Origin of the sequence: Streptococcus cristatus AS 1.3089, assembly GCF_000385925.1 — a bacterium.
GTDB classification, from domain to species: Bacteria; Bacillota; Bacilli; order Lactobacillales; family Streptococcaceae; genus Streptococcus; species Streptococcus cristatus_B.
In genome coordinates this window covers 2,058,446-2,071,726 of sequence record NC_021175.1, presented here as the reverse complement: position 1 = coordinate 2,071,726, position 13,281 = coordinate 2,058,446, and the positions used below count along the sequence as shown (strand labels likewise).

The 13,281-nt window shown below is 37.7% G+C and carries 16 protein-coding genes; 13 read left to right on the top strand and 3 right to left on the bottom strand.

Going from position 1 to position 13,281, the window contains the following annotated elements; genetic code table 11:
- The first annotated feature begins 101 nt into the window (after nt 1-101).
- The 3 genes from I872_RS10270 (at nt 102) to I872_RS10260 (ending at nt 2,815) form a co-directional block, all read left to right on the top strand.
- On the top strand, nt 102-1,616 hold the full coding sequence (locus I872_RS10270) for an AAA family ATPase (RefSeq protein ID WP_145980506.1): 1,515 nt from the start codon (nt 102-104) through the stop codon (nt 1,614-1,616).
- The gene (locus I872_RS10265; protein WP_015606022.1) at nt 1,603-2,544 is read left to right on the top strand and encodes an HNH endonuclease; all 942 of its coding nucleotides are present in this window, start codon (nt 1,603-1,605) and stop codon (nt 2,542-2,544) included. Before I872_RS10270 ends, I872_RS10265 begins: the two co-directional genes overlap by 14 nt.
- 76 nt (nt 2,545-2,620) lie before the next feature.
- On the top strand, nt 2,621-2,815 hold the full coding sequence (locus I872_RS10260; RefSeq protein WP_145980505.1) for a hypothetical protein: 195 nt from the start codon (nt 2,621-2,623) through the stop codon (nt 2,813-2,815).
- Between the two features lie 116 nt (nt 2,816-2,931).
- Here I872_RS10260 and rpmG read toward each other — a convergent pair whose 3' ends face one another.
- Together rpmG and rpmF are read right to left on the bottom strand one after the other, a co-directional pair.
- Nucleotides 2,932-3,081 (bottom strand): 50S ribosomal protein L33, encoded by a 150-nt coding sequence (rpmG, locus tag I872_RS11225; protein WP_001265622.1) that lies wholly within the window; start codon nt 3,079-3,081, stop codon nt 2,932-2,934.
- Between the two features lie 15 nt (nt 3,082-3,096).
- Nucleotides 3,097-3,279, bottom strand: a complete 183-nt coding sequence (gene rpmF, locus I872_RS10255) for a 50S ribosomal protein L32 (RefSeq protein ID WP_000290416.1) — start codon at nt 3,277-3,279, stop codon at nt 3,097-3,099.
- A gap of 187 nt (nt 3,280-3,466) precedes the next feature.
- On the opposite strand from rpmF, the gene I872_RS10250 reads away from it, so the two are divergent.
- Together I872_RS10250 and ilvD are read left to right on the top strand one after the other, a co-directional pair.
- Nucleotides 3,467-4,342, top strand: coding sequence for a hypothetical protein (locus I872_RS10250; protein WP_015606020.1), 876 nt, complete (start codon nt 3,467-3,469; stop codon nt 4,340-4,342).
- A 167-nt stretch (nt 4,343-4,509) separates the two neighbouring features.
- A complete protein-coding gene (ilvD, locus tag I872_RS10245; protein WP_015606019.1) occupies nt 4,510-6,231 on the top strand; it encodes a dihydroxy-acid dehydratase in 1,722 nt (573 codons plus the stop codon).
- 78 nt (nt 6,232-6,309) lie between these two features.
- Here ilvD and I872_RS10240 read toward each other — a convergent pair whose 3' ends face one another.
- Nucleotides 6,310-6,651: a metal-sulfur cluster assembly factor gene (locus I872_RS10240; RefSeq protein ID WP_015606018.1), complete on the bottom strand. Its 342-nt coding sequence runs from the start codon at nt 6,649-6,651 to the stop codon at nt 6,310-6,312.
- A gap of 184 nt (nt 6,652-6,835) precedes the next feature.
- Here I872_RS10240 and hisS point away from each other — a divergent pair, with 184 nt between their 5' ends.
- The 8 genes from hisS to I872_RS10200 all read left to right on the top strand — a co-directional run bounded on the left by hisS (nt 6,836) and on the right by I872_RS10200 (nt 13,264).
- Nucleotides 6,836-8,116, top strand: coding sequence for a histidine--tRNA ligase (gene hisS / locus I872_RS10235; protein ID WP_015606017.1), 1,281 nt, complete (start codon nt 6,836-6,838; stop codon nt 8,114-8,116).
- A 157-nt stretch (nt 8,117-8,273) separates the two neighbouring features.
- Nucleotides 8,274-9,131 carry a hypothetical protein gene (locus I872_RS10230; protein WP_015606016.1) on the top strand — a complete coding sequence of 286 codons (858 nt, stop codon included), beginning with the start codon at nt 8,274-8,276 and terminating at the stop codon, nt 9,129-9,131.
- A gap of 104 nt (nt 9,132-9,235) precedes the next feature.
- On the top strand, nt 9,236-9,895 hold the full coding sequence (locus tag I872_RS10225; RefSeq protein ID WP_015606015.1) for a DUF6572 domain-containing protein: 660 nt from the start codon (nt 9,236-9,238) through the stop codon (nt 9,893-9,895).
- A gap of 191 nt (nt 9,896-10,086) precedes the next feature.
- A complete protein-coding gene (locus I872_RS10220) occupies nt 10,087-10,581 on the top strand; it encodes a hypothetical protein (RefSeq protein ID WP_015606014.1) in 495 nt (164 codons plus the stop codon).
- Between the two features lie 62 nt (nt 10,582-10,643).
- Entirely contained in the window at nt 10,644-11,123 is a 480-nt protein-coding gene (locus tag I872_RS10215) for a hypothetical protein (RefSeq protein WP_015606013.1), read from the top strand.
- Between the two features lie 297 nt (nt 11,124-11,420).
- The gene (locus I872_RS10210; protein WP_231914086.1) at nt 11,421-12,092 is read left to right on the top strand and encodes a PoNe immunity protein domain-containing protein; all 672 of its coding nucleotides are present in this window, start codon (nt 11,421-11,423) and stop codon (nt 12,090-12,092) included.
- A 199-nt stretch (nt 12,093-12,291) separates the two neighbouring features.
- The gene (locus tag I872_RS10205; protein ID WP_306416506.1) at nt 12,292-12,804 is read left to right on the top strand and encodes a hypothetical protein; all 513 of its coding nucleotides are present in this window, start codon (nt 12,292-12,294) and stop codon (nt 12,802-12,804) included.
- 160 nt (nt 12,805-12,964) lie between these two features.
- Entirely contained in the window at nt 12,965-13,264 is a 300-nt protein-coding gene (locus tag I872_RS10200; RefSeq protein WP_015606009.1) for a hypothetical protein, read from the top strand.
- Nucleotides 13,265-13,281 lie beyond the last annotated feature (17 nt).

The window sequence follows — 13,281 nt, the reverse complement described above, 5'->3', positions numbered from 1 at the left end:
ACATTTGTATTTTATAGAATACTTTTTTAGGTTCATATTATTGTTTATAATTAAAGAATATAGCATAGAGAAATTAATTGGTTTAAATAAGGATATTGAAATTGGACAGAAGAGAATTTAGTAAGGTTAATTTTTTTACAAGAAGCTGGCCGATGGCCGACAGTGAATTTAGTATCGATAGTATGGAGGGCTTCTATTTTGCAAAAGATAACTGGAATGATTTTGGGTTTAGGACTTCATATCAAGTTGTAGCTTATTTTGATAACAAGATAAATTATTTGGGATCAATTAATGTAAGCTACTATCCATACAAAGATGAGTTGATTCCTTTTGACAGGTTAAAAGCTGGCACAATTACTTTAAAAGTTATTTCATTAGGAAATATCGAGTATTATAGATTTATTAATGATATTTTTTATGAGGAAGATAGAAAAAATTTTTATATGTTGCTTGGAGATTTAGCATATGATACATCAGAACTGACTTCCTTATATCAAGATCTTAACTATGTACGAATGGGAGCTTTTGGGCCGAGAGACCTGATTAGAGATTCTTTTTTTAGAAATAATAATTTTAATGAAGTAAAAAATCAATTTCATCGGATGACGTTGGGCGGAAGCTACAAAGAAGAATATCAAGTAAGTTTTAAGGATGAGGATAACCAAGAACTAATAAATTTTAATATCAATCCAGATGATTTTTTTCCATCGTCTTTATACACAATTGTAGGGAGGAATGGTTCTGGTAAAACACAATTATTGAAAGAAGTTACGGAAATATATCTTTCTGAAAAATCAACTGCTAAAAACCTTGCAGGAGATGAGGTCAATTTGGAAACTGAATCAGAACAGTTTAGAAATTTGATATTTATATCATATAGTCCATTTGATTCAGATTTTCCCCCAAGAACTAGTGAAAATAGCGAATATTACAAATTTATTGGATTAAATTATAGTATTGATTCGGATTTAAGTGATGAAATTGCGGCAAATATATTTAGATTGTTTAGAGAAGCTGGAAAAAGATATCGAACGCAACTAAAAGATATTTTGCAAAAATTTGAATTTGATTATTGGTTTTCAACACTTAATGAATTAGTTGATGAGCAGGAGCTCCCCTTAGATAGTATTAAGAGACTGAGTTCAGGTCAAAAAATCATATTATTGAATCTATTGAACTTAATCACTAATGTTTCGGAGAGGACATTGGTGATTATTGACGAACCAGAATTGTTTTTACATCCACCATTGTTAAAAGCATATATTAGGGCTATAGATGAAATTGTTGAAGAAAAAAATGGAGTGTGCCTTTTTGCTACACATTCTGCGATTGTTTTACAGGAAATTCCTCATACAAATGTATGGTATGTGCAACGAAATGATGAGATTGGAAACAGAAGTATCCTTGAAAAAATTAATTTTAAAACTTTTGGAGAAAATAGTAGTTTTATAAACGATACAATTTTCGGTATGGATTTAAGGAACACTGGTTTTTATAAATACATAATAGATGCGGTTGTGGATTCAGAATTTAATTTTGAAAGTATTGAAGGAATTTTGGGGAGTGAGGCTCTATTAATTAGACAGATTGAAGAGGCTAAGAGTGCAAAAGATTAATAATGAACCAAATTTTGGAGTTAATGAGGTTTTGTGTGAGGCGTTGCGTTATATGCAAAATAATCCATCGAATAACGGAGCAATAATTTTACAGGTTCATAATAAGAATGAGTTATTACCTATTTTTTGTACTTATGAAAATAAATATATTCAATATGGTGATAAGCTTCATAATTTAAGTAGTTCCTCTGTGTTGGACAATGTAAATGGAATAGACAAAGTTGTGATGAAGGGATTATATAAAAAGTTTTATGATAAAGACTCAAAATTTAGAAAAGAATTATATAAATTAACTCCTAGAAGTTGTCCGATTTGTGATGCCGAGTGGGGATATGCTTCACATACTCTTGATCATATATTACCAGAATCGAAATATCCACAGTTTGCTGTGACCCCTTTAAATTTAGTACCAACTTGCTATAGATGTAATCATTCAAAAAGTACGACCGTGGGAACACAAGAGAATCAAGGTGTAATAAATCCTTACTTCAATTATATAAATTTATCAAAATATTTAAGTTGCAAGATTTATGTAAAATCGTCGGATTTAGTGACAAATATTTTTTTAAAATCAGAGTCGGAATTAGATATCACACATTTACAATACCAAAAGTTGAAATTTTTTTACGAAGAAGTTTACAAATTAAACGAGTCTTATTCGGAAATTGCAAGAATATCTGTATTAAATAGTATGATTGATACCTTAGCTAAGTTCAATCAAACTTTTTCAAAAAGTGATATGATAGTGTATTTTAAATCAATTGCTGATACACAAGAACTAAGTGAAAATGAAAGAATCTCAACTGAATTTCTGAAAAGTCTACTTTTGCACTCTCTTTTAGAAATGGATGATCAAGTTTATATGGTTTTAATAGATTTGATTAACGAAAAAAGAACACAAGCTAAAGAGTTTAAAGAAAACTTTTAGTTTGTCAAAATGGAAAATAACGATATTAATAATAAAATATTATGTCAACATATTAATTGTTAAAATTGAAGATTGGATGAAAGAAGAAACAAGAAATTATGCTGAGGAATCACATGATTACACTTCTAGAGGGCATGATTTTCATGATGGTGGTACAGATGAAGCCCCAAAATACATGTACTTAGGGAAGTTGAGTGAGAAAGCGTTTAAAAAGCTTTTTCTTGATAATGGTATTGCTTTTATAGAAGACTATCAGTTCCTTATTTCATAAAAGATAGTGAAAAAGGTAGTGATTTGAATGATATATATTGCGGTGTACTGAATTAAACAAAAAGAAAAAACGCTAAAACTCAGCGTTTTTCTTCTGTATTGATTCGTAGTGAACCCTTATTTCACTTCTGTAAACACAACGTGTTTGCGAAGTTTTGGTGAGTATTTCTTCAATTGAAGACGGTCTGGAGTGTTACGTTTGTTTTTAGAAGTAAGGTACAAGCGTTCACCAGATTCTTTGTGTTCAAGTGTAATATTTACGCGCATGGTATCTCCCTTCTATTATTCAGCTGCTGCAGCTTTAGCGATTTTACGTCCTTTGTAGTATCCTTTAAGTGATACACGGTGAGAACGTGAGTAATCTCCAGTAGTTTCGTCAAAGTTTACAGATGGAGCTGTTACTTTGTAGTGTGTACGACGTTTGTTTTTCTTCGCTTTTGAAGTGCGACGTGCAGGTACTGCCATTGTTTGTTTCTCCTTTTAGAATGTAATTCGATGCAATCTCATGATTTTCATCAACTTTAACAGTATAACAAAACTTTTTTGTAAAGTAAAGTTACTTGACAGAATTTTTTAAAATCTTTTCTGCCTAGGTTTTTTTAAAAGAAACGGGTTTTTCCGTATGCTATAATAAGAACCAAGGAGGCGAACTATGAAAGCAGCATTAAAATTACTTAGTCTATTCTGGCTGGGGATCATGTGTATTGTTTTAATCTTTTGGGGAGTGAAAAGTTTTCGTGATTATCAAATTATGAAAGATGTAGAAAATCATTTGACTGCGGATTTCAAAAGCATGGGATACAAGGGGAAAGTGACGGTAAAAAACTACGATAGGCCTGCCGGCTATGGGGAGAGCATGGACTTTAGCTATGAAGAAAAGATTGATGGAAGACTTTTGACCTTCTCAGATAACGTGGATTATGATCCGACAACCAAGCAATACGAAGCTTCAAGATTAAGTCCCGTACCTGAGGAAACTGAGACAGGCTTAGATGATAGCATTCAGTTGGAAGCCATGTGGCAGCAGCCTTATGTTCAGAAGCAGTTTAAGAAAATGAAGTCGGTCTTCAAGAAGCTAGAAGATGAGGATTTGACTTTAAAAGAAATTTCAGGTGAAACAATGGAAGTGCTTCATCAGGATGACAATCAAATAACCTTAGAAATGCTGGATGCTGGGCAGGCAGAGCTAGTTCAGGATTTCCAAAAGAACAGGCAGAAAGGCCTACCTCTCAATGGTTATTATAATGTTGATATTGAGTCTTATCTGCAAAAACATACTCTGCAGCTTCGAGTGAACTATGAGCTATTGGTTGATGATTTACATGATGATGAGAAAGCTATAGATAAGTACCCCGGAGTCTTTTTCCAGAAGCTTAAAAAGTTAGACTACAGTCATTTTTGGGATGGTTATTACCTAGTAGGCTATGATTTGAAAGAGCGTTCTGGTAGCGGTATAGGCGGGAATTCTGAGGTGATTGTGTTGGATATCCGTGGGGGTAAATTGGTTCGTACTTTTAGTGCTTTTTAGAGTTTTACTATTTTTAGGAGAATTTGTTTCAGGAATTAAGCTGATATGTTTTAATTGCTTAGGATTTTTGAGGAAAATTCATTTTTTGAAAAATTCTGAAAATTTAAAAATTTTCTTCTGTCCAATAGAGCCTAAGTGTGGTATAATAAAGCACAAAGATAACTGCAATGAAAGGGAAAGATATGACAGATAAGCTAGATACACGCCACAGAAGTAAGATTTATGACAGTATGGTCAAATCCCCTAACCGCGCCATGCTTCGTGCGACAGGGATGACGGACAAGGACTTTGAGACTCCGATTGTCGGAGTGATTTCGACTTGGGCTGAAAATACGCCTTGTAATATTCACCTGCATGATTTTGGGAAACTGGCCAAAGAAGGAGTGAAGGAACAAGGTGCTTGGCCTGTTCAGTTCGGTACGATTACGGTTGCGGACGGGATTGCTATGGGAACACCGGGTATGCGCTTCTCTCTGACTTCACGTGACATCATCGCAGACTCTATCGAAGCTGCCATGGGCGGACATAATGTGGATGCCTTCGTCGCTATCGGCGGCTGTGACAAGAACATGCCTGGCTCCATGATTGCTATCGCTAACATGGATATCCCAGCTATTTTCGCTTATGGAGGAACCATTGCACCGGGAAATCTTGACGGGAAAGACATTGACTTGGTTTCTGTCTTTGAAGGTATCGGGAAGTGGAACCATGGCGATTTGACTGCTGAGGAAGTGCGCCGTATCGAATGTAATGCCTGCCCTGGCCCTGGTGGCTGTGGTGGTATGTACACGGCTAATACTATGGCGACAGCTATTGAAGTTCTAGGTATGAGCTTGCCTGGTTCTTCTTCTCACCCAGCAGAATCCCAAGATAAAAGAGACGATATCGTGGAAGCTGGCCGAGCAGTTGTTCGGATGCTGGAAATGGGGCTTAAGCCGTCTGACATTCTGACTCGCGAAGCCTTTGAAGATGCCATCACAGTGACCATGGCTCTGGGTGGTTCTACCAATGCCACTCTGCACTTGTTGGCCATTGCTCATGCGGCTAATGTGGAGCTGACCTTGGATGATTTCAATGTCATTCAAGAGCGCGTGCCGCATTTGGCGGATTTGAAACCATCCGGTCAGTATGTCTTCCAAGACCTATACAATGTCGGTGGTGTGCCTGCCGTCATGAAATATCTCTTGGCTAATGGATTCTTGCACGGTGAACGCATCACTTGTACAGGTAAGACAGTCGCGGAAAATCTGGCAGATTTTGCAGATCTGACACCAGGTCAAAAAGTCATCATGCCGCTTGAAAATCCAAAACGTGCGGATGGACCACTGATTATCCTGCATGGGAATCTGGCTCCAGACGGCGCTGTTGCCAAGGTATCAGGTGTTAAAGTTCGTCGTCACGTAGGACCAGCCAAGGTCTTTGACTCAGAAGAAGCTGCTATTGATGCAGTGTTGGCCGATGAAGTAGTGGATGGCGATGTAGTTGTAGTTCGCTATGTTGGTCCAAAGGGTGGCCCTGGTATGCCAGAAATGTTGTCACTTTCTTCTATCATCGTCGGGAAAGGCCAAGGAGACAAGGTGGCCCTTCTGACAGACGGCCGCTTCTCAGGTGGTACCTACGGTCTCGTTGTCGGACATATTGCTCCAGAAGCTCAGGATGGCGGTCCGATTGCCTACCTTCGTACAGGCGATATAGTCACGGTTGACCAAGACACCAAGGAAATTTCCATGGCAGTTTCTGAAGAAGAACTTGAAAAACGCAAGGCAGAAACAACCATTCCACCGCTTTATAGCCGCGGTGTACTTGGTAAATATGCCCACATGGTATCTTCTGCCGCTAAAGGTGCTGTTACCGACTTCTGGAAACCAGAAGAAACAGGGAAGAAATAGCCTATATATGACAAAAGAACCCGCTAGTTTTTCTAGCGGGTTTACTATTTATTTAATGCAGATGAACAAGGCATCTTTTTATCTAGGACTAATCCCTAACGCAATCCGTCCAAAGCGACTGATGCGGGTGATTTTCCACGCGGGCGACCAAGTGACTTCAACGGAGACAGTTTCGATGCCTTCGATTTGCTTCAGGGACTCGACAATTTCAATAGGAACTGTCTCGGTACAGTCGCAGGCTGTGTCTGTGAAGGTCATGACAATCTTGCAGTGGCCCGTTTCGTCCAGATTGATTTCATAGATGAGCCCGAGATTGTAGACATCGAGCTCGACTTCTGGATCGTAAATCGTTTCGAGTTTCTTAATGAATTCTTCTTGGATAGCTGCTGCTCGGTCATTGATTTTGATATCGTCTCTCATCTTCAGTCCTTCTTCCTTTATAGAATAGTGGTCTTATTTTCTCATAATTCTGACAATTTTTCAAGAAATTCTGGCGAATGAAAACGGATTTAGTCTCTCGGAGGGAATTTTTTTGCTCTAACTCCTCAAAATATCTGATTTATGGTAAAATAATAGATATTATATAGTTGCAGAGGATTAGAAAATGAAATTACAAAAACCTAAAGGAACTCAGGATATCCTCCCTCAGGAATCTGCTAAATGGCAGTATCTGGAGGAATTTGCTCGTAAGACGTTTAAAAAATACAACTATGCGGAAATTCGGACACCGATTTTTGAGCACTATGAGGTCATCAGTCGTTCTGTTGGAGATACGACAGATATCGTGACCAAGGAAATGTATGATTTCTACGATAAGGGAGACCGTCATATTACGCTACGGCCAGAAGGGACTGCACCGGTCGTTCGTTCTTATGTCGAAAACAAGCTCTTTGCACCAGAGGTTCAAAAGCCAGTTAAGCTTTATTATATGGGATCTATGTTCCGCTATGAGCGGCCTCAGGCTGGTCGCTTGCGTGAATTTCACCAAATCGGGGTGGAGTGCTTCGGCTCCGAAAATCCAGCGACAGATGCAGAAACGATTGCTATGGCGGCTCAGTTCTTCAAGGAAATTGGTATTGGACAGGTGACGCTGCAACTGAATAGTTTGGGCAATGCAGCGAGTCGAGCTGCCTACCGTCAGGCCTTGATTGATTATTTGACTCCGCTGAAAGACAGTCTTTCTAAGGATAGCCAGCGTCGTCTGGAGGAAAATCCGCTGCGGGTACTGGATTCTAAGGAAAAAGAAGATAAAGCAGCTGTTGAGCAGGCTCCTTCGATTTTGGACTTCCTGGACGAGGAGAGCCAGGAGCATTTTGCGGCTGTCCGCTCAATGCTAGAGTCTTTAGGGGTTCCTTATGTCATTAACACCAATATGGTGCGCGGTCTGGACTACTACAATCACACGATTTTTGAGTTTACGACTGATGTGGCAGGCAGCGAACTGACTATCTGTGCGGGTGGCCGTTATGATGGCTTGGTTGACTATTTCGGTGGACCAGAAACCCCTGCCTTTGGTTTTGGTATGGGAATGGAGCGTCTCCTCTTGATTTTGGAAAAACAGGGAGCAGCTTTGCCATTTGAGACAGGCTTGGATGCCTATATTGCCGTTCTAGGTGAGGCTGCTAATCGCAGCGCTTTGGAGCTGGTGCAGGCTCTCCGCAATCAAGGATTTGCGGCTGAACGGGATTATCTGAATCGCAAGCTCAAGGCTCAGTTCAAGTCAGCAGATGCTTTTGGAGCCAAGACCATCATTACTTTAGGTGAAAGTGAAATCGAGAGCGGCCAAGTCACTGTGAAGAATAATGCGACTCGCCAAGAAGTGCTGGTTGGACTGGATCAAGTCCAAGAAAACTATCAGGCTGTTCTCGAAAAATTAGGTTGTTAGAGAAAAACTTGCCCTTTCTTAAATTTCTAGCTCTTTAAGGAATCTCAAAATATTACATTTTTATTACGATACGAGCAAATACTGTAACAAATTGATAATATTTTGGTATAATGGTTATACTCTTACATAAATAAAGGAGAAAAAATAGAAAAAATTGATGAAATTTGGCGTATTGCCTGCTTGTATTCTTTTGTTGGGAGCATGTTCGGCCCTGCCAAAACCACAGAAGAAGAACGCTGAAAACGTGAAGACAGAGCAATCTTCATCTTCTACATCAGAAAAAGAAACCAATGAAAAGCGGATTGAAAAAGACGCAGATATTATCTTGCGTGCAGTCTTTACAGATCATTCTTCAGGTTTCACGACCTTGATGGGAACTTCTGTTGACAAATGGAAGAAAGGTATTACTCAGTCTTACGTTGATGAAAACCTGTCTAAATATACGCCAGAAGAAAACTACACGCTTGACTTAAAGACAGAAAAATTCCCTCCATCAAAAATCTTGGAGTTATTTGACCAAGCACGTTTTAAAGTCTTAGCTACGGTTGGCGATAATTTTGAAATTACTAAAGTTGAAGACGATGGAGAAACTGCAACTGTAACATTTAAGAGCCGTGCGATTGCAACACGTGATTTGGCCAATCTAATCAATATGACTAAAGCGAGTCTTTTTGAAAATGGGGTTGAAGATGTAAAAGCCTTGGAAGACTCAACGGATCCAGATCTGGAGAAGCGTTTGGCTTTGGTAAATAACTTCCTCTTCTATTACGCTTTTGACCGTATGAATGAAGACTTTGGCTACATTGCGCCACGTGAGTTTACAATGGAGTTGACGAAGACAAAAGAGGGTCGCTATATTCTCAATGACGAAAACTTTATTGAATTGCGTAAATCAATTTTTGTAAATGAGTATTCAGCAAATGGTGCGGAAACCCGTAAAGGAAACAAATCAACAGATTCTGGCTCTAAATCTGACTCAAGCTCCTCTTCATCTTCCGATAAATCAAAGATCTAATAGTTTGAAATAAGATTTAGGATCTCATTTATATAGATAACGGGTCTGGGGCTTTTTGTCTCAGACCCTTATTTGTCAACTAGCTCGATTGACGGAGGATAGAAATGGAAACAATTTATTTAAGCAAAAAAGACATGTTGGAAATCTGTCAAGATGGCGATAAGTATTTCTTGCGTTATCCAACTTTTAATATTACCATGCCAGAAGTAGTTCAAGAAATCCCCAAAGAAGCTGCAGATAGCTATATGTCGGGAGAACATACTGGCAAAGAGTTGATGAATTATGCGCAATATGGTTTTTGGAGATCTAAAAAGCAATATACACAAGATGAGTCTGGTAAGCTCTTCATCGAAGACCATCCTTCCTTTATTTTGAAAAATCCTGAAAATAGCCGTCGTCTTTTCACAGCAGAGGAATTTAACCAAATCGTCACCCAAGCCATTGTTTCAGAACTGGAACCTAGCGAACTTGACGCTATTGGTACAGTTGATAATCATTTAGAGCTTCTTTTGGTGGATCCAGTTGGATGGCAGGAAGAGATAGAAGCAGTTCATCTGGAAATGCTGCAGGAAAAACTCAACAACTATATTTATTTCCTCGAAAGCAAGCAGTATGTGGCACGATATGGCGATAGCTTTAATAAAAAAGTCATCCATATCACTTTCCAATATTCTCCATCTGATAATGGATTGGCCTTTTTAGCAGCTGCTCAGAAGGTATTGCAGAATACAGATATGAGTTTGAAGGTAGAATTGCCAGAGTAAGTTAGAAAAAGAGAAGGCGTTTGTCTTCTCTTTTCTAATCTTCAAAAGCCTTTGCAATCTTTTCTGGACTAGATTTATAATATGGTATAATGTAAAAAAGTGCTTTCTGATTAATGGCTAAAAAACTTGATATAGTAAGAGAACTACTCTATCGGTTTAGTTCATAACATTTAGAATTGAGAGGGTCGACTATGTTAACATTAAGCCATGTGATTGAAGATACCTACAATGTAGAGGTGGACTATTATACGCCTCTTACTATTGAATGTTCGAGTTTCCCCTCATATATGCGAAAAGCTTACTTCCGTTTACTAGGTGATAATAGCCTACTTGAGATTGGGATAAATCCAGATTCTTTTCGGTTGATGAATATTATACTTGTCCAGGTATCAAATGTGACTTTAATGGATGACATGAGTCTAGAAGAAGTGGAAGAGATAGAAGGCATTCCTGTTTTTCGTGATACTGTCATGTTTACAAATGGACTACATGGTAGGAGGCAGTCCTTTGATGTCTTTTTGTCTAAAGACTTTTTGAAAATACAGTTGCTTAATCCTAAGGAAACTATGTATCTGACTAATGGGAGAGTAAAATTAGGATTTTCTCAAGATGGAACACTCGTGAGCATCTTGCTCGTAGAACTGGCATGTCATGAATATGAAATTTTAAAAAATAGTTTTGAATAGCGCTCCAAAAGTCTATTTCCTTGAGTGCTATAAAACTAGACTTATTTGAATAAGGAGAAAAAATGATTAGAGCAAAATATGGTGAAAATATTGTTGTCGCTTTTAAGTACAAAAATCAGTATTCTTGGTATATTTCTGACTTGGAGCTGTGGTATATTAATTACGAAGAAGCGGGATATAGTGTAGAACATATTGATAAAGAGAGATTGCGCTCCCCGTTTTTATTGCCCGAGAATGTCCTCTATTTTTTAGAGGATATGCAAAAATATAGTTGCGACCTTTCAGAGTTAAGGCAAGTCTTTACTAATGAGTATAAAAGGGATAAACTGAACGCTATTTATGATTTCGCCCCATCTTTATTTGTTGATATGGATAATTTGTTGTTGTACTCAAATTACGCAGAGTCTATTTCTTTTGAAGAGTATCTATCAGCTCCATGGATTGGGGAATATCAATATTTCCTAGATTTAATTCCAAGAGAATATTGGTTTTGGACGGAAATAGGGGAAAATGTGTTTGACAAAAATAAAACAAGTGAATAGAGTAAAGAAAATAAAGAAATAGAAGGAAATAAACAAAGGAAGAAACTCCGCTCAACAGTTATGGGGACGGTTATTCCTTTTAATCATTTTTTACTGGTCCCAGTTTGGCAAGAGAAAAAAGCGATAGAAGAGGAACATCCTGATTGGAAGAAAATCAGAATAATCAATAAAACTGGTAATATGCTGAAAATTCATTAACCTATAAGAAGGCGCTTTATGGCCATAGGAGGATAAGTGGTGAAAAGAGATAATATATTTATAGAAGAAAAAATTAATGAACTAATTACATTTAATGAAATGATGATTAAGGAATGGTTACAAGAGTTAGACCAACTTAAGCAAGGGATTAATCCTTATAAACGTCCAATTGAAGAAGTTATTAGACTAACTCAAAGTGACATCTCTTATTATCAGGAAAAAAATATGATAGCCACCTACACTGCAGGATATTCTATTGAGAGATTCAAAGAAGAGTACCTTAAATATGTCGATAGCCTTCTCCCTATTTGGTATAGTAATTCAGGATATGATGCAATGCTCTGGGCTCTATCCATTGGTATTTTGTTAGAGATTGATGAAACTACTTTTGATAAATTGGTAGATTTGGTAAGGAAAGATGATCCAGAGGACTATTTAATCGATTACCTTATCCAGTCTCGTCATCCAGAGTGGACAATTCGGATAAACTATAATTTCCCAAGACCTTATGGCTTTACTCGGAAAATTATTGAAGAAGAGAATGCTGAACAGGCACTCAAACTACTCAAAGAATATGTAACTAAGAAATGGTATCCAGGACATAGGGATACAGGTTGGTATGACCTGCATAAAGAGAATATTGATAATTATTATGGTTACTGGTCCTTTGAATCTGGTGCTCTCTGCAAACTCAAGGGCTTGGATTACAAAGAATTGGAAGGTGTCCCGTATTTCCCCTATGATTTGGTTGCTGAAGGTGCAGAAGTCTAAAGTATACTAAGAGATAATTAAGTGATAGCATTAACGATTTACAGAAATATTGACTATCTCTATTAAAAATTACAAATGAAACTAAAAATAAGGAAGGTTTTAAGATGTCCCAAGAGAAATATTTACAGGTTAAAAGGAGTATAGAATTCGTCTTGCTTTAGTGATTTTCCTTTTCATTTTATTTGCCATACTAGATTGTATGCTAATAATTAGTTCTTCCAGATTTATCCCATTTTTAGCAACAGCCATGGCGTCTGTCATACCTGTCAATCATTTTCTGCTTGTTCCTTTTTGGCAACAGAAAAAAGCGATAGAAGAAGAGCATCCTGAATGGAAAGATCTTAGTACAAAAGGAGTAAAGATTCCTACGGCTGAGGCTAATAAAAGGACATTAGCAGATATCGGTGCAACTTTAGCTTTGCTTCTCTCCTTTGCAGTATTCTATAGACCTGTTGAGCAGCAGAAGATTAATTATAAAGAGCTAAATGATGCACTCAAGGTTAATGAGGGAACATCTACCACATCAACATCTTCTATGTCTAATTCGTCAACTGCCATTGAAGAAAGTGCTCAAACGGAAAGCTCCAGTAGTGATAATAGTAACTCTCATTACCATATCCCTGGAGCTGATGACGAGACGATTAAGAAGGTGGTTGATAAATCCTTACAAGACTTGAGGCAGCAAAATTCTGGAGAGCAGCAAGCAGAATAGAAGGGGAGAAAATGAGTGATGCTAGTTTAAAAGCACAAATTGACAGTGATAAAGCCAACAAGTCTATGTTCCGTATTACAAAGAAGCGGTTAAAGGTCATGTAGATAATCCGAAATGGTAGGCTGATCCTGATGCATCTAGGATTGTCGCTGGAGAAGAGTTGAAGAAAGCGCGCTCACATTATCAACAGATGCTTAGAAAAGGTGAACTGCCAAAAGGATACAATAGACAAGGGTTGGCGTTTGGTGGTGAGAATGTTCCGGAAAATATTCAATTTACTGGAGAAACAACGATTAGACATTCAGAATTAGAAGGATTAGATACTAGTTTTTATCATGAAAATGTTTATGGTAAAAAGGATCCAAAGGTTTTGAAAATACATCAAAGAGAAGTGGACTATATGTATTTGGAAATAATCCAAATCATACTGAAGTCACTAATTTCCAAAATGAAGTATTGAGATGGCAAAGACAGCAA